Origin of the sequence: Microbacterium sp. Se63.02b, from assembly GCF_014171575.1 — a bacterium.
Taxonomy (GTDB): domain Bacteria; phylum Actinomycetota; class Actinomycetes; order Actinomycetales; family Microbacteriaceae; genus Microbacterium.
The window spans coordinates 900614-917616 of sequence record NZ_CP050453.1 but is presented as its reverse complement, the minus strand read 5'-3'; the positions used below and the strand labels follow the sequence as shown (position 1 = coordinate 917616).

Sequence of the window (17003 nt, the reverse complement as noted above, 5' to 3'; positions counted from 1 at the left end):
CGCCCCTGGAAGACTGACGGGATGGCACTCCTCGATCACCTGGGCATCACCGTCGCCGACCTCGAGCGCGGACGCACGCAGTTCCATCCCGTCCTCACGGCCCTCGGGTACGTGAGCGGTGGCGAAGACGACCACTCCCTCTCGTGGAACAACGGCGACGAGACCGAGATCATCCTGTACACCTGGGACGACGACGATTCTCCGCACCGCCACGGCCGCGTCGGCTGGCAGCACATCGCGTTCGCGGTGGCTTCCCGCGACGAGGTCGATCGCCTGCATGCACTCGCGACGGATTCCGGCTGGACGGCTGTGCGCGAGCCGAAGGAGTATCCGCGATACTCGGACCGCTACTACGCGTCTTTCGTGGAAGACGCCGACGGCATCCGGATCGAGTTCATGTACAACCCGCCGCGGGACAGCGTTTGACTCCCGGGCGTGTCGCGCCCTAGGGTGGCAAGGCTGTGCCGGACGGCCAGCACGCCAGCCGAGGAGTCGACGGATGACCGCCCAGCGGAATCTCCCCATCGCAGCGGTCTTGCAGCTTCAGCCGAAGCGCAATGACCGCTACGAGTCGTACCCTCCGGCGCGCGCCGTGTGACAGCATCCGCTCTCGCAACGCCCCGCACCGTCAGGTCCGGGGCGTTTTCCGTTGGAGGCCCCTGACCTTTTGGCTGGACACCACCACAAGGAAAGGAATCATGGAGAGGCTCTCCGCACGGCTGCTGTCGTGGGCATCGCTGATCGACGAGAAGACACTCGATCAGGCGTACACCACGGCTCGCATGCCGTTCATCCACCCGCACCTGGCGCTGATGCCGGATGCCCACCTCGGCAAGGGGGCGACGGTCGGCTCGGTCATCCCGACGCTCGGCGCCATCATCCCGGCGGCCGTGGGCGTCGACATCGGTTGCGGCATGATCGCCGTCCGCACCCCGTTCACGAGGAGCGACCTCGACGGCCGAGACCTCGCCGAGCTTCGGGAGCAGATCGAGCGCGCCATCCCGCTCTCGGCCGGCCGGTACAACCGCAAGGTCGTCGCGACCGCCGAGCCGCGGATCTCCGAACTCGAGCAGCTGGCAGAGAAGAACGGCTTCGATCCCGCGACCTACGCCGGGAACTGGCGGCTGCAGCTGGGAACGCTCGGTTCGGGCAACCACTTCATCGAGGTGTCGGTGGACGAGCTCGACCGGGTCTGGCTGTTCCTGCACTCGGGTTCGAGAGGTGTCGGCAACAAGATCGCGACTCACCACATCGCCGTGGCCCAGCGGCTGGCGAAGCAGTGGTGGATCGACCTCCCCGACCCCGACCTGGCCTATCTCGTCGAGGGCACCCCGGAGTTCACCCGCTACATCCGCGAGCTGCGGTGGGCCCAGCACTTCGCCCTGCTGAACCGGGAGGAGATGATGGACCGGGTCATCCGCCAGGTGTCGGAGTTCCTCGGCACCGCGGTCGCGGAGCAGGAGCGCATCAACTGCCACCACAACTTCACCGAGTCGGAGAAGCACTACGGCAAGCTGGTCTGGGTGTCCCGGAAGGGCGCCATCCAGGCGGATGCCGGTCGACCGGGCCTCATCCCGGGGTCGATGGGCACCGCTTCGTACGTGGTCGAGGGGCTCGGTGACCCGCAGTCGCTGAACTCCTCGCCGCATGGCGCGGGGCGGGAGTACTCCCGTTCGGCCGCCAGGAGGACGTTCACGCATGACCAGCTGCGTGAGGCCATGGCCGGCATCGAATTCCGAGACACGGATGCCTTCGTCGATGAGATCCCGCAGGCGTACAAGCCGATCGACCAGGTGATGGCGGATGCCGCGAGCCTGGTGACGATCCGGCACACGCTGCGGCAGCTCGTCAACGTGAAGGGCGATTGAGCAGGACCGGGTGACGGAGCAGTCCGTCGCCCGGTCTTCTCCTGCTCAGTGGGCGAAATCGGCAGACTCCCCACAATCCTCGTAGCTCCGATATCTTCGCGGATCGCGCTCTGGCAGGCTGGCCGGATCGATGCGACGATGAGGAAGTGGGATTCATGAACGATGCGCAGATCTGGACGATGATCGGGGCCTTCGTCACACTGATGTTCGGCACCCTGACCCTCGTCTCGACGCTGTTCATCCGCGTCCTCCGCACCGAGATCGGCGGACTCCGTACCGAGATGAACGGCCAGATCGGCGGGCTGCGCACCGAGATGAACGGCCAGATCGACGGACTGCGCACCGAGATGAACGCGCGCTTCGATACCGTGAACACCCGCATCGACGGACTCGACCGGGATGTGCAGGCGATCATGAAGCGCACCTTCGGACTCGACCGCGACTGAGGGCCCCGAAGGCCGCCCGCGCGGATGGCCTTCGCCGCGTCGACGGAGGTCAGACCACGGGAGCGATCTCGGCGTCGACGGTGCGGTCCGTGAACGCGGTCTTGGGGACGAACACGAGGATCACGGCCGCCGCGAGCGCCGTCGCTCCGCAGACGATCCAGACGGTGAAGTACCCGGCGAGCGAGCCGGCCGTCCCCTCGGCACCCCCTGCCGCACTCGCGACCCCGTGCAGCAGTGCGATGCCGAAGACACACGAGGCGATCGCCCCACCGACGGTCTTCACGGAATTCGTGAGTCCCGTCGCGACGTCGGTCTGCGAGGCGGGCGCGGCGGACGCGGCCGCCGCAGGGGAGCGCCGCCACGAGCGCCCCGGAGCCGAGCCCCACCACGACCATGTTCGTGATGACCTGACCGTAGGCGTCATGGAACGGCAGGAAGAGCAGGAACCCGACACCCACGAGCACGGATGCGCCCATGAGGGTCAGGCGGGGCGAGAACCTTCGCGCGACCACAGGGAACAGGAGCGCCCCGACGATCATCGCGACGAGATACACCCCGATGATCAGGGAGGTCGCGAACCCGCTGGTCCCCAGACCGTAGCCGTAGACGTTCGGATCGGTGCGCGCGAACGTCGACAGCGGGGCCTGCGCCCCGAGCACGCTGACCCCGAAGAGGCCGGCGGTCAGGAACACCGGACCGAGCGCGGGAGAGCGGAACATCCGCACGTCGATCAGCGGGTCGTCGCAGCGCAACTCCCACCGCACGAACGGGACCACGAGCAGGACGCCGAGAACCACGACCGCCCACGACCACGGGTTCACCAGACCGCCCTCGAGGCGCAGCAGGCTCAGACCGCCCGTGAAGCAGAGCAGTGCGAGAGAGATCAGCACCAGTCCGACGGTGTCGAAGACGCCTCCTGTGGGCTCTGGCGACTCCGTCACGCCGAAGAGGATCACGAAGAAGCACACCACGATGAGCACGGCAGGGACGAGCAGCACGACAGTGAGAGGAAGCACGTCGATGAGCGCTCCGCCGACGAGGGCACCGATGATCGCGCCGGCTTCGAGCGCCGCGACCAGGAGCCCCGCCGCCTTGGCCGTGATCGAGGAACGCCCCTCCATCCGCCGCGACCGCGACCAGACGAGCGCGATCTCCAGCGGGAGCCACACCACGTAGAACCCCATGAGCGCCCAGGCCGCGAGGAACACCACGAAGGAGTCGGTGAAGGGCAGGACCAGGGCGGCGGCAGCGGTGACGGCCGTCGAGATGAGCAGCATCCGCTTGTGGCCGACCATGTCGCCGAGCTTCGCGAACGCCGGCACCACGAGCGCGGACAGCATGAGCTGCGTGCCCTCGAGCCAGTTCACGTCTGCGTCGTGGATGCCGAGATGCCGCGCGATGTCGCTGAGCATGGGCGTGTAATAGCCCTGCAACACCCCGCTCGTGAACTCCACGAAGGCGAGGAAGCCGACGACGACGGCGAGGGTCCCCAGGGTCCGGGTGCGCGTCATCGCGTCTCCTGCTTCTCGTGCGGGTCCTCCGGCGGGCGGCGGGAGGCGGGTGAGATCACCCTAGCCGTTCGAGGAGCGTGCGATGGAACCGCTCCCCCGCTCCAGGGCCGCGATCTCGACGCTCTCGTCGACGCCGTGGATCGAGGCGCGCTGCGCGTTGGACATGTCCAGCGGAGCGAAGCGGTAGACGGCCGGCGCGAAGCGATGGAAATGGCGCGAGTCGGTGGCCGCCATCATGACGTACGGCACGGCAGGGACACCGGGATGGGAGACCTCCAGTGCCGCCGCGAGCAGCGCGAACTGGACGTTGTCGGTCGACGACTCGGGCGACGGCTCACTCGCCTCGACGACCTCGACCCGCACGAGGGGGTCGCGGATCCGGCGTCGCAGGCGGTACACGGCCTGCTGCGTCGTCTCGCCCAGCGCGATGCGCAGATTCACGGTGGCGGTCGCCTGCGAGGGCAGCACGTTCGCCGCGGTTCCGCCGGACTGCATCGTCGGCGCGACCGTCGTGCGCACCAGCGCCGCGGGTTCGCCGCCGAGCGCGGCGAACACCTGCGACGTCAGCGGCCGCGCCGAGGCCAGGAGCCGGAGCAGGTGTCGCGCAGGTCCCGTCGTCTGCGCCGCGAGCTGGGACAGCATCCGCAGGACCGCGTTCGATGCCCGCGGGCGGAACGTCGTCGGTCCGAGCCGGTCGACGGCTCTGGCGATGCGACGGACTGCGGTGAGCGACGGCGGAGCGGAGGCGTGGCCGCCCTCACCGCGGGCCGAGAGCCGCACCGTCATGACGCCCTTCTCGCCCACGCCGATCATCGCGGCGCGGCCCGGCACGAACGGAAGCGGCGCATCCACGACCGCGCCGCCCTCGTCGACGACCAGCCACGGCACGATGCCGCGGTCGTGCAGCACCCGCGCGATCTCCTCTGCGGCCTTCCCGTAGGTCTCCTCGTTGCCGCCGAACGAGAGGTACACGTCGCGGGTGGGCACGAATCCGTCTGCCAGGAGGTTCTCGACCGCTTCGAGCACGACGATCAGCGGTCCCTTGTCATCCAGGGCACCGCGACCGTACACCGAGCCGTCCGCGACCACCCCGGCGAACGGCGGATGGGTCCAGGCATCGCTCTCGTCGACCGGGACGACGTCGTAGTGGGCCATCAGCACCACGGGCCCTCCGTCGGAAGCGCCGGAGCCGGGCCAGTGGAAGAGCAGACCGAATGCGGTGTGGCGTTCGAGGGTGAGCCTCTCGTGCACGAGGGGATAGAGCTCGGCGATCAGTGCGACGAACTCCTCGAACGGCGCGGAGCCGCGCTGATCGAGCTCCGCGGAGACCGTCGGGATCCGGATCATCTGCGAAAGACGCTCGGCGATGCCGGGGCGCACGGTCGTGGGGGTCACAGTCGTCATCGTAGCGAGGGCGGGGCGTCTGCAGGAGAGAGGCCGCTCCGTCACGTCGCCCGTCCGCGCGCACGAAGAAGGAGGAGGATGTGTCGGGACGAAGGAGCATGCACATGAGGATCGCCGTCGCAGGAGGAACCGGGGTCGTCGGACGCCGCACGGTCGAGGCCGTGCGCGCAGATGGCCACGACCCGGTCGTGCTCAGCCGCTCGCACGGCGTCGACCTGGTGACCGGCCGCGGTCTCGCGGCGGCGCTGGAGGGCACGGACGCGGTGATCGACGTCGCGAGCATCGAGACGCTGAAGGCGAGCACCGCCATCGAGTTCTTCACCGCCGCGACGGGCAATCTGATCACCACGGCGGCGGAGGCGGGTGTCGGGCACGTCGTGCTGCTGTCGATCGTCGGCATCGATCGGATCCCGTACGACTACTACGCGGGCAAGCTCGCCCAGGAGAAGCTCGTGCAGGCGGCGACGGTGCCGTGGACGATCCTGCGGGCGACGCAGTTCCACGAGTTCGCGGCGCAGATGTTCGCGCGCGCGAAGCTCGGCCCCTGCACATCGCACCCCGAGCGCGCACGCAGCCCGTGGCCGCCGGCGAGGTCGGAGAACGCTTGGCACAACTCGCTGCCGGCGATGCGCAGGGACGGGTGCGCGACCTCGCCGGACCGCGCGAGGAGCAGCTCGCCGACATGGTGCGCGCCTTCGCACGCCACACCGGATACCAGGGCTGGGTCCCGGCCGTCAGCGTGCCGGGACCCCAGATGTCGGGCATGCGATCGGGGAAGGCGCTCCCCGGCCGGGACGCGGACCTCGGTCGGCAGACCTTCGAGGAGTGGCTCGCCGCACAGTGAGTCGCCCGACCGCGGCGACGGCAGAGCGTCCGCGGGGACGGGATAGCCTCGCGCCGTGCCGAAGACGACCGGAGCGGGGTGCCGGCGGCGGGAACAGGTGGCACCGATCGGCGGTTGCACCCGAAAGGGCAGATCGCGTGAGCCGGGAGGAGACCGCATGGAGCTGACACTCGTGTCCTCCTCGTTCTGCGGCGCCTGTGCGCGGACGAGAGCCGTGCTCGGCGACGCGGCGCGCTACCTCCCGGATGCGGTGGTCTCGGAGATCGACATCGCGCACGAGCCCGATCTCGCGGAGGAGCTCGACATCCGCTTCACGCCCACCGTGATCATCCGCGACGCATCCGGCACGGAGGTCTTCCGCGCCGAGGGCGTTCCGACGGTGCCGCAGGTGCTCACCGCGGCCGTGCGCGCCCTCCCGGAGTGACGGGACGGGCCCCCTTGCGAGGCGGCCGAACGCGGCGCAGACTGAGCGTCAACGGTGCCGGCCGTGACACCTTCCGTTCGACTTGGAGATCCTCATGCCCGCTCTCAACCCGTACCTCTCGTTCCGCACGGAAGCCCGCCAGGCGATGGAGTTCTACCAGAGCGTGCTGGGCGGCGACCTCGACCTCAGCGTGTTCGGGGACTTCCCCGACATGGTGCAGGACCCGAGTCAGAACGAGCTCATCATGCACGCGCAGCTGAACACGCCGGACGGCCTCGTGCTGATGGCGTCCGACACCCCCGATGGCATGACGTACGAGAAGCCCCAGGGGATCTCGGTGTCGCTGAGCGGGAACACGCAGGCGCGCACCCAGGAGGTCTGGGATCGCCTGTCGGAGGGTGCCACGATCACGATGCCGCTGGACACCCCGCCGTGGGGTGGCACGTTCGGGATGCTCGTCGACCGTTTCGGCATCGCCTGGATGCTGCACGGCGACCCGGAGTGACCGCTCAGCCGGGCAGCACGGCCCGGCACGCCAGGTGCAGCGCGAGCCGCGCCTCCGGATCGCTCATGTCGATGCCGAGCAGCTCCTGCACGCGGCGGATCCGCACGGCCACGGTGTTGCGGTGCAGGCCGAGCGCGGCCGCGGTCGCGGCGATGCCCGATTCGTGGTCGAGGTAGGACGAGAGCGTCGTGAGCAGTTCGCCTCCGCCCTCCCGCAGGGGCGCGAGGAGGGATTGCGCCGCCGGGACGAAGGTGTCGTTCCCCGTCCAGGCGAGCAGGAGCTGTTCGAGCCCGAGGCTGTCGACTCGCACGAACCATCCGGTGGCCGACCTCGCGGCGGCGATCCGTGCGGCGTCGCCTGCCTCGTCGAGCGTGCCCGCCAGACCCTCCGAGCCGCTCTGCAGCGAGCCGACGCCGGTCGCGACGGCGAAGTCGCGCAACGCGCTGAGGTGCAGCTCGCGCAGAGCGGCCACCGAGCGTTCGACCCGGTCGGGCCCCGGGGCCTCCGGGAACGACAGCCAGCCGCTGATGCCGCGCCCCGCCGTGGTGGCGTGCGCTTCGGCATCGATCGCACTCAGACCCGCGCTGATCGACCGCAGGAGCGAGAACGGATCGACCCGTCCGCGCGCCACCATCCGGAACCCGATGTGGTGACCGTCGGTGCGCCAGCCCCGCTCCACCATGCGTCGTTCGACGTCGGCGTCGGCGGCTCCGCGCAGATCGACGAAGTCCCTGAGCAGGCCCGACGACGCGGCGACATCGTTGACCGCAGCGATCTCGTCGATCAGGATCCGTGCGGCGACCGCCGGCATCGCGACCTCGGCGGCGACCGAGAGGGACTGCAGCTGCGACTCGCCGAGTCCTCGTCCGAACAGCACCAGCCGCAGTCCGGTGCGCCCCGGGCTGTCGACGCGCACGGAGGCTGCCGCGGATTCGCCGGCTCTGGCGCCATCGATCCAGGAGTCGAAGCGGATCGCGGCGTGCAGCGCGGTGTCCAGATGCGCCCCCGCCTCCCGCAGCACTCCCGCGGCGTCGATGAGAGCCACGCCGATGCCCAGGTTCGCGGCGAGGTGCCCCAAGAGGTCGCCGAGGTCGTCGGCGGCGTACTCGAAGGACTGTGCGATCTTCCGCACCCGGTTGAGTGTCAGCGCATCGCGTGCCTCGATGAGCATCCAGCAGGCCCTCGCCAGCTGAACGGGGCGCGCGACGTCGAGGAGGCAGAGTCCGATGCGGTCGGCGAGCCGGAACGAACCCGCGTCGATCCCCGCCGCCCCGGGCAGAGCGAGCCCCGTGTAGCCGCGATCCCGCACGCGGCGCAGCATCGCGTCCTGCTGCCACGTCGTCGACGGCGCGCTGCCGGTGAGGATCGCGAGGCGGCCGTCGCCGTCGTCGGGCAGATCCGCCTCCGTCGCCTCCACCGAGACCGCGTCCCAGCTCATCGACGGCCCGGCGACATGACGCACTCCGCCGTTCTCGCCCTCGGCCAGCAGCGCACTCAGGGGCAGGCTCTCGTTCATGCGACGTCCAGATCCTCGAGCCCGTACGCGGAGGGCACCACACGGGCGAGGCGGTCGGCTCTGGCGTTCCACCACTCGGGGGCGGGCAGTCCGAGGACGGCGACGTGGCGCGCGAGACCCAGATCCGTGACCTCCAGGATCTCCCGTGACACGGCGTCGACGACGACGATGATGGTCGGTGCCGACGCCACGAGCAGGCCGTCGCTCAGCACCGCCAGCGTCTCCGACCGCGTGATGACCCGATGGACCGCACCGCTGCGCCCGGCGATCTCCACCGCGTTCACATGCGGGTCTGCGGGAGACGTCGTGATCGAGACGATCCGCCCCTCCGCGAGGAGTTCCCCGCCGAGCTTCTCGGCCAGGCCGGACAGTGGAGCCGTCGCCGCGGCCTGGAACGACCGACCGAGCCGCAACGCCCTCGCGAGATGGCCCTCCATGGCGTGCTCGTGGAGGTCGCCGACCGTGAACCCGGCGAGGACGGCGCCGCCCACCCCGCCGGCCTGCACGATCGCGGAGCGCACGACGCGTTCGGCGTCGATCGCTCTGGTGGCCTCCACGAGCGCGACCCCGTCGGCACCTGTCTCGCACGCGAACACGAGGCCCGGCACACGATCCACGAACAACGACATCTGGTCGAGGCCGGGCACGGCACGGCCGGTGCAGTCCGCGTCGACGACAGTGTGCGTACCGGCGAGTGTGAGCGGCGAGAGCCCGTTCATCCCCCCGCCCTCCAGCGAGCACACCACGGGCACCGGGTGTCCCAGCCACCGCTCGACCGCTGCCAGAAGCGAGGCGAATGGCGCCGCTCCCGGCATCCGTTCACCCAGCAGCATGGTGGACCCGACGAAGGCGACGCCCAGACACGGCGTCGAGGGGTCGAGCGAGGACGCGTCGGCGACCTCGATCGGCCACTCGTCGGACGCGCCGAGCATCAGTTCGAGCATGGTGGTCGACCCCGCCGCCCGATCCGAGGAGCGCGTAGCCGCGCGCGAGGGCCCCGAGGTCGTCGCGCGCCAGCTTCATGGAGACCAGCCTATGGCGCGGCCAGCTCTTCGACGGGGGCGAACTCCTCCGTGAGGCCGAACGCCGACGGACCGAACGCGGCGAGCGCCTCGGGCGTGCGCATCATGTCCGGCGTGGAGATGCCGAGCACCCGCACCCGTTGTCCGTAGCGCAGTCCTTCCGTGGTGATCGGCTCGGCCTTCTCGTGGTCGACCACGCAGATCAGATCCGGCACGATCGCGACGAGCGCACCGGATCGACGCGCGATCAGGTTCTCGTTCTGGAAGGCGATCTCGAACACGGCGCCCTCCTCGGCGCCCAGCGGGGCGATGACCGCCCTGCCCTTCGCGAAGCCCTCCGTCGTGCGGCGCTCCACATCGACGACCTTGCCGACGCAGAGCTCTCGAAGGTGCGGGTAGAGCGTGGTGGACAGGGTCTCGGCGATCGCGTCGAAGGGTGAGCGGTGCCCCTCACGCGCGAGCCGGATGGCCCGGCCGAGAGCCAGCGCCATCGAGATGGTGCGCGGCACGGCGGTGCGACGGACATCCGCTCCGCTCATCGCATACTCGGCGATGTGGCCGACGCCGCCGAGCCGGATCGTGATGCCTCGGGCGAGCCATTCCATCTGCCGGTCGTCGTCGCCGGTGTCGATCACGACCTGCTCTCCGCGCTCCCCGGCGAGCGCCAGCGGCGAGCCGTGCACACCGTAGACGGCGAAGGTCTCCATGGAGAGCTCGGGGAAGGCGCGCCCCATGCCATCGGCGTCGACGACGGGCAGTCCGGTCTCCGCCGCCACGATCAGGGGGATCATCGAGTTGATCCCCCCGCACTCGATGGGCATGGTGGCATCCGCCTTCCGCCCGAGGTGCTCCTCGAGCGTGCGCAGGGCGAGGGTGGGCTCCGTACCGGCAGGGATCTTCTCGACCATCACGGTCGGCGCGCCCATCTGCGCCGTGGGGATCACGAACAGGTCGTCTGCGAGGTCATCCGGGTCGAGGATCGTGATGCTGCCGTCACCCAGCACGCGCTCGACGAGCATCTTGCCGATATAGGGGTCTCCTCCCCCGCCGGTGCCGAGCAGCGTCGCGCCGCGCGCGAGGTCGGGCAGATCGGCGGCGGTGAGCTGCCAGCTCATGCCGCCGCCCCTTCCACGGCGCTCCCGGCCGAGACGCTGCCGTCGAACCGGTGCGCCGGGATGTCGTAGCCGAAGTAGCCGGGGCCGACCATCGCGAGGGCCGCATCGGAGTGCCAGCGCTCATCGGCCGGAGCCGCGATCACGCGCACCCGCTGTCCGTACCGCAGCCCCTCCGTGGTGACGGGCTCGCCCGACTCGCCGTCGAGCACCATGATGAGGTCGGGAGTCGTCGCGAGCACCTCCCCGTCGGCTTCGGCGACGAGATGCTCGTTCTGGAACCGCAGGGTCAGCGATGCGCCGCCGTCCCCGTCGATGCGCGCACGACCACGGGCGAAGCCGGTCGTGGTGGCCCGGTTCACGTCGGCGACCTTGCCGCCGAACAGCTCCCGGCCGCCCAACAGCTCGACCACGGCGGAGACGGGGTCGGTCTTCTCGTCGCGGGCGATGGCGATCCGCTGACCGATCTCGATGCAGCGCGACAGCGACCCCGCGACGAGCGACTCACGAGCAGCGGCACCGGTCATCGAGAAGCCGGAGATCATCACGGAGCAGCCCATCTCGACGCAGGCCACCCGGGCGATGCGCTCCGTCCAGGAGTTGTCGGCGGTCTGCAGCACGCCGGTGTTGCCCTTCTCGTCGCTGAACGCGAGGGGCGATGCGGTCACGCCGTACAGGGTCGGCAGCACCATCTGCAGTTCGGGGAACGCGCGGCCCATGCCGTCCGCATCCACGAGCGGGAGTCCGAGCGCGGCCGCGGCGGCGATGGGAATGGTGGAGTTGACGCCGCCGACCTCGGCGCAGGCGATGTGCGTCACGGGGCGGCCGAGGTGGATGCCCAACGCCTTGACCGGTTCGATGACCTCGGCCAGGCTCGGCAGCTTCTCGACCATGACGGTCGGTGCGCCCATCATCGCGACGAACAGCACGAGGGCGTCGTCCGGTACCTCGTCGAGGGCCACGACGGTGACGTCGCCGGCGGACAGGGCCTGACGGGCGAGGAGCGCGCCGATGTAGGGGTCGCCGCCGCCGCCGGTGCCGAGCACTGCGGCGCCGCGGGCGAGTCCGTCGATGTGGGCGGGGGTGATGGTCCAGCTCATGTCACGCCCCCATGTCGAGGTCGCCGACCGCCTTGACGCGGATGCGCGTGGCATTGCCCGGCAGGTACGGGATGGGCACTTCGTCGAAGTCGATGATCGACACGGTGGACGGCTTGGCCCCCGCGGCGATGGCCTTGTCGACGGCCTCGCCGCGCACTTCCGCGAGAGTCTCCTCGCGGCGCCCTGGTTCGATCGCGTACACCTTGTCGATCTCACCGCCGACCTGGGCGATCGAGGCGCCGATGGCGTTCGCGACCGCGTAGTTCTCCGGGCGGTGCACCGTGCCGAAGAGAGGCAGCTCGTCCGGCAGGAGGATCGAGCCGCCACCCACCGCGACCACGGCGATCGGATCGGGCGACGTGCGCATGCGGTCGACGGCCTCAGAGACACGCTCCGCGATGCGGGCGAGCACGCGCTCCACGAACGCGGGGTCGAGGTGGGCGACCCTGCTCGGGTCTCCCACCTGCGCACGTCCGGCCGCGACGGCGATGTCGGTCGCGGTGAGAGTCGAACCGCCGAAGACGAGGGCCTCGGTCGTGAGCTTGTACCCGACCGATGCGGGTCCGACCTCTGCGGTCTCCTCGTCGACGATGCTGCCTCCGCCGATGCCCAGCGAGAGCACGTCGGGCATCCGGAAGTTGGTGCGGATGCCCGCGACCTTCACCTCGTTCGCCGTCTCCCGCGGGAAGCCGTTGATGAGCAGCCCGATGTCGGCCGTGGTGCCGCCGACATCGATCACGGCGCAGTCGTCGAGGCCGCTCGTGGCCGCGGCCCCGCGCATCGAGTTCGTCGGACCCGACGCGAAGGTGGCGACCGGGTAGCGGCGCACGTACTCCTCGTCCATGAGCGTGCCGTCGTTCTGGCTGAGGAAGATCGGCGCCTCGATGCCCTGGGCGCGGACGGCCGAAGTCAGCCCGTCGACGATCTCGGAGGCGAGTTCACGCAGCGCAGCGTTGATGATGGTCGCGTTCTCGCGCTCCAGCAGGCCGATCCTTCCGATCTCGTGCGAGAGCGAGATCGCGGCGTCCTCCCCCAGGACCTCGGCGACGATCTCGGCCGCCCGCACCTCGAGGTCGTGGTTGACCGGGCTGAAGACCGAGGAGATCGCGACGGAGCGGATGCCGTGCGCCTTCATGTCCTCCGCGTGCGCCCGGATCTCGTCCGGGTCGAGGGGCGAGATGGGACGCCCGTCGAACTCGTAGCCGCCGTGCGCGAGGTAGCTGCGCGCCTGCGTGGCCTCGACCAGCACCTCGGGCCAGTCGATCAGCGGCGGCAGCGCCCGCGTGGCGGGGAGCCCGAGCCGGAGAGCCGCCACGGGGGCGAGTCGACTCGCCTGCACGAGCGCGTTGATGAAGTGCGTCGTGCCGATCATGACGGCATCGATGTCGGCGCCCTCGAAGGAGTGCCCGACGCGCAGATCCTCGATCGCCTGGACGATGCCGCTCGTGACGTCGGGCGTCGTCGAGTGCTTCACCCCGGCCAGGGTGCGCGTGCCGTCCATGAGGACGGCGTCGGTGTTGGTGCCGCCGACGTCGATGCCGATGTGCATGATTCTCGCTTTCGTGGAGGTGGTTCTGTTCCGGGCGGTCTGCTCAGACCACAGCGGGGGCGCTGTCGGCCTGGTTCGCCTGCCGGGTGGTCGCGACGCCGACGCCGCGCACCCAGCCGAGCTTGCCCGCGACGATGTAGAGCGCCATGGAGAGGAAGAGGCTGAGCAGCGACGGGATGCCCCAGGTCACGAAGTACCCGACCAGTGCGGAGACGAGCCATACGACGATGGTCGCCGGGACGATGCGGGGTGCCGTGGCGGGCAGGGTGCCGGCTTCGCGGGTGGCGTCGAGCTCGGGCCGCCAGCGGCGCACGACGTAGTATTCGGCGACCATGATGCCGGCGATGGGCGGGAACGCGACGCTCAGCACGATCAGGAACTCGGTGAACTGCCCGAGGATGCCGACCGCGGCGAGCACGGAGCCGACCACGCCCAGCACGATCGTCGTGGTGACGCGGTGCAGGTTCTTGCCGAAGGCGGTGGAGATGAAGTTCACCAGGCCCAGGGTCGAGGAGTACAGGTTCCAGTCGTTGATCTTCAGCGTGCCGGTGAGCACGATGAACAGGCCGATGAAGCCGACCGAGGAGGTCACGATCGCGACGATGTCACCGCTGGCGGCCGCGTGGGCGAGCAGCACCCCGGCGAGGCCGATCACGAACTCGCCGAGCGAGACACCCACGACGGTCTGCTTGATGACGTCGGCGCGCGAGCGGTTGAAGCGGGTCATGTCGCCGGTGATGATCGCGCCGACGATGAGACCACCCGCGACGATGCCGGTTCCGGCCCAGACGCTCATGGTGGGTCCCGGCGCCGGGCCGGTGAGGAGCTCGCCGATGTCGTGCCGGGTGAGCTCGGAGATCACGGACCAGCCCACCAGGATCAGGAACAGGGGGACGGTGACGTTCGCGAGCCACTGCATGCCGACGAAGCCGAACGCCACGATCGCGGTGACAGCGAGGCCGAAGATGAGGCTCCACGCCCAGACCGGCAGCGCACCGGGCATCAGGGCGTCGAGCGACTGCGCGGAGATGGCGGACTGGATGCCGAACCATCCGATGAGGCTGATGCCGATCGCGAGGCCGACCAGGGAGGCGCCGATCTCGCCGAACCCGGTCCATCGGGCCAGGAGGGCGGTGTTGAGGCCCTCGCGCTGTCCGATGAAGCCGACGACGCACATGATCACCTCGAGGATGAGCGAGCCGAACAGGAAGGCGAGGACGGCCTCGCCGAAAGTCATGCTGTAACCGAGGGTCGCGCCGAGGAGGAACTGCGAGAGGGCCGAGACCTGTCCGAATCGCTGAACGGCGATTCCGAACCAGGGCTTGCGAGCCTCGGGCGTCACTCGGGAGAGCGCGAAATCGTCTGCGTGCGCCGTGCGTGCCATGAGGATCCTTCGGGGAGGAGGGGGTAACGGGTTGTGGCCACAGTAGCCAGCCTGTTCTTCCCTCGAAATGTGCATTGCGCACCAGGATCGTCCGCCCGTGTGCAGGTCGCACATCCCAGGCGCCGCCTCGCAGGCTCGATCCGACGCAGAGACCCCCTGTCGCCGGCGGGCGTCAGGGGTCTGTGCGGGAACCGGGATCTCGACCCGGCGCGGATCAGTGCAGGGCGTTCGCGGCGATGAACACCCGGAGCGCCTCGGCGTCGTCCGCCATCTCGGTCACGTGCTGCGGAGCGTCGAGCATCGCCTGCAGTTCCGGCGAGTAGCCGAGCTCGACGCCGATCGCCTCGTGGATGGTCTCGGCGAACTTCTCGGGCTTCGCAGTCTCGAGCACGAGCATGGGCACACCGGGCTCGACGTACTCGCGCGCGACCTTCACGCCGTCGGCGGTGTGCGGGTCGATGACTTCCCCGTGGCCTCGTACACGGCGCGGATCGTCGCGAGGCGGTCGGCGTGGGTCGAGGTGCCGCTCACGATGCCGAACTCCTCGACGAAGCGCTCCCGCTCTGCGGAGAAGTCGAAGTACCCCTGTGCCTCGAGGTCGTCCCAGGCACCCACGACGCGGGCGGGGTCGCGGCCGACCAGCTCGAAGATGAACCGCTCGAGGTTCGACGCCTTGGAGATGTCCATCGAGGGGCTCGAGGTCGCGAGCGTCTGGGCGGCGCTGCGCGGACGGTAGATGCCGGTGCGGAAGAACTCGTCCAGCACATTGTTCTCGTTCGCGGCGAGCACGAGCCGACGGATCGGCAGCCCCATCTGCTTCGCGAAGAACCCGGAGAGGATGTTGCCGAAGTTGCCGGAGGGCACCGTGAACGACAGCTCGGTCCAGCCACCCGCATCGGTCGCGCGCAGCCATGCCCAGAAGTAGTAGACCGTCTGCGCCGTGATGCGGGCGAGGTTGATCGAGTTCACCGCACCCAGGTGCTGTGCACGCTTGAAGTCGAGGTCTCCGGCGAGCTTCTTCACGAGGTTCTGGCAGTCGTCGAACACACCCTCGACGGCGATGTTGTGCACGTTCGCATCGTCGAGCGAGAACATCTGCGCACGCTGGAACGCGCTCATGCGACCCTGCGGCGACAGCATGAACACGGCGACGCGCTCCTTGCCGCGCAGGGCGTGCTCGGCGGCCGAACCCGTGTCGCCCGAGGTCGCTCCGAGGATGTTGAGGACCGCGTCGTTGCGCTCCAGCGTGTACTCGAGCACCTGCCCGAGGAACTGCATCGCCATGTCCTTGAACGCCAGTGTCGGCCCCTCGGAGAGCCCGACGAGGGTCAGGTCGTCGTCGATCGCGCGCAGCGGCACGACACCATCGGGGAAGTCGGCATAGGCGGCATCCGTCATCCGCGCCAGGTCGGCACGGGGATGTCGGTGGCGAACAGTGCGAGCACCTCGGTCGCGAGTTGCGGATAGGTCAGCGCACGCCAGCGCTCGAGCGTCTCGCCGTCGACGGTCGGCATGACCTCCGGCACCGCCAGTCCGCCGTCGGGCGCGAGGCCCTCCAGAAGCGTCTCGCTGAACGATTGCGGCTGCATGCCGCCGCGGGTGGAGATGAACGGCACGGTGGCTCCTCGGCTCGGTACTCGGCTCGTCCATTCTCGCAGGGTGTTCCGGGTCGAGATGACGGATGACGATGCCGCGGCCCCGCTCAGAAGAGGGACGTGGGCAGTGCGCCTTCGTGTTCCAGCAACCAGCGCTTGGTCTCGAGCCCGTGCCCCTCATCGCCGCCCGAATATCCGCCGAGCCCGTCGCCGGCGACGACACGGTGGCACGGGACGATCAGCGGGACCGGATTCGCGCCCATGATCGAGCCGATCCCCCGGGCCGGCACCTCGGTGCCGCTGCGGGCGGCGAGCCCTCCGTAGGTGATCGTCTCGCCTCGGCCGACGGTCTCGTGCAGCACCGTCAGAACCGCACTGGTCGGGGGTCTGCGGGCCGAGATCGACCGGGAGATCGAACCTCCGCAGTGTGCCCTCGAAGTACGCCGCCAACTGCGCCAGCGCCTCGGCGAGGAGCGGATCGGGCCGCATATCGCTGCCCTCGGGTGCCGCCGTACGCCACGCGACTCGGGTGATCGCCGCACCGTCGCTCACGACGCCGATCACCCCGACCGGGGTGGCGAGCGTTCCGAAGGCGGACATGCGTCGAGGCTACCGCCCCCTGATCGCACGCGTCGGGCGCCGCGGCAGACGAGACGAATGACCGCCAGACGAAGAGACGGGGCTGGCGCAGAGTCGCGTCCGGGGCCACCCTGGATGCAGGCG

Annotated in this window: 13 protein-coding genes and 3 pseudogenes; 6 read left to right on the top strand and 10 right to left on the bottom strand. The window is 69.8% G+C overall.

What is annotated here, in order from left to right:
- The first annotated feature begins 21 nt into the window (after positions 1–21).
- From G4G29_RS04560 to G4G29_RS04550, 3 genes are all read left to right on the top strand, one after another.
- Positions 22–426, top strand: coding sequence for a VOC family protein (locus tag G4G29_RS04560; RefSeq protein WP_183151970.1), 405 nt, complete (start codon positions 22–24; stop codon positions 424–426).
- Between the two features lie 272 nt (positions 427–698).
- Positions 699–1868 carry an RtcB family protein gene (locus G4G29_RS04555; protein ID WP_183151969.1) on the top strand — a complete coding sequence of 390 codons (1170 nt, stop codon included), beginning with the start codon at positions 699–701 and terminating at the stop codon, positions 1866–1868.
- A 146-nt stretch (positions 1869–2014) separates the two neighbouring features.
- Positions 2015–2314 (top strand): hypothetical protein, encoded by a 300-nt coding sequence (locus tag G4G29_RS04550; protein ID WP_210274239.1) that lies wholly within the window; start codon positions 2015–2017, stop codon positions 2312–2314.
- 49 nt (positions 2315–2363) lie between these two features.
- On the opposite strand, the pseudogene G4G29_RS04545 reads toward G4G29_RS04550, so the two are convergent.
- Together G4G29_RS04545 and G4G29_RS04540 are read right to left on the bottom strand one after the other, a co-directional pair.
- A pseudogene (locus G4G29_RS04545) lies at positions 2364–3825 on the bottom strand (MFS transporter).
- Positions 3826–3885: 60 nt separating this feature from the next.
- Positions 3886–5220 (bottom strand): M20/M25/M40 family metallo-hydrolase, encoded by a 1335-nt coding sequence (locus G4G29_RS04540; RefSeq protein WP_244632389.1) that lies wholly within the window; start codon positions 5218–5220, stop codon positions 3886–3888.
- A 113-nt stretch (positions 5221–5333) separates the two neighbouring features.
- Here G4G29_RS04540 and G4G29_RS04535 point away from each other — a divergent pair.
- The 3 genes and pseudogenes from G4G29_RS04535 (at position 5334) to G4G29_RS04525 (ending at position 7002) form a co-directional block, all read left to right on the top strand.
- A pseudogene (locus G4G29_RS04535) lies at positions 5334–6073 on the top strand (NAD(P)H-binding protein).
- A 157-nt stretch (positions 6074–6230) separates the two neighbouring features.
- Complete coding sequence (locus G4G29_RS04530; protein ID WP_183151966.1) at positions 6231–6497, top strand: thioredoxin family protein; 267 nt, start codon at positions 6231–6233, stop codon at positions 6495–6497.
- A 94-nt stretch (positions 6498–6591) separates the two neighbouring features.
- The gene (locus G4G29_RS04525; protein ID WP_183151965.1) at positions 6592–7002 is read left to right on the top strand and encodes a VOC family protein; all 411 of its coding nucleotides are present in this window, start codon (positions 6592–6594) and stop codon (positions 7000–7002) included.
- Between the two features lie 4 nt (positions 7003–7006).
- Here G4G29_RS04525 and G4G29_RS04520 read toward each other — a convergent pair whose 3' ends face one another.
- The 8 genes and pseudogenes from G4G29_RS04520 to G4G29_RS21260 form a co-directional block, all read right to left on the bottom strand.
- Positions 7007–8518, bottom strand: coding sequence for a helix-turn-helix domain-containing protein (locus G4G29_RS04520; protein WP_183151964.1), 1512 nt, complete (start codon positions 8516–8518; stop codon positions 7007–7009).
- The gene (locus G4G29_RS04515; protein WP_244632388.1) at positions 8515–9462 is read right to left on the bottom strand and encodes a DUF917 family protein; all 948 of its coding nucleotides are present in this window, start codon (positions 9460–9462) and stop codon (positions 8515–8517) included. The genes G4G29_RS04520 and G4G29_RS04515 overlap by 4 nt, the downstream gene beginning before the upstream one ends.
- An 89-nt stretch (positions 9463–9551) precedes the next feature.
- A complete protein-coding gene (locus G4G29_RS04510) occupies positions 9552–10655 on the bottom strand; it encodes a DUF917 domain-containing protein (protein ID WP_183151963.1) in 1104 nt (367 codons plus the stop codon).
- Positions 10652–11752, bottom strand: a complete 1101-nt coding sequence (locus tag G4G29_RS04505) for a DUF917 domain-containing protein (protein ID WP_183151962.1) — start codon at positions 11750–11752, stop codon at positions 10652–10654. Before G4G29_RS04505 ends, G4G29_RS04510 begins: the two co-directional genes overlap by 4 nt.
- Position 11753: 1 nt before the next feature.
- Positions 11754–13301 carry a hydantoinase/oxoprolinase family protein gene (locus G4G29_RS04500; protein WP_183151961.1) on the bottom strand — a complete coding sequence of 516 codons (1548 nt, stop codon included), beginning with the start codon at positions 13299–13301 and terminating at the stop codon, positions 11754–11756.
- 43 nt (positions 13302–13344) lie between these two features.
- Positions 13345–14685 (bottom strand): cytosine permease, encoded by a 1341-nt coding sequence (locus tag G4G29_RS04495; protein WP_183151960.1) that lies wholly within the window; start codon positions 14683–14685, stop codon positions 13345–13347.
- Between the two features lie 214 nt (positions 14686–14899).
- A pseudogene (thrC, locus tag G4G29_RS04490) lies at positions 14900–16301 on the bottom strand (threonine synthase).
- A gap of 86 nt (positions 16302–16387) precedes the next feature.
- Complete coding sequence (locus G4G29_RS21260) at positions 16388–16642, bottom strand: methylated-DNA--[protein]-cysteine S-methyltransferase (protein ID WP_244632387.1); 255 nt, start codon at positions 16640–16642, stop codon at positions 16388–16390.
- Between the last annotated feature and the right edge of the window lie 361 nt (positions 16643–17003).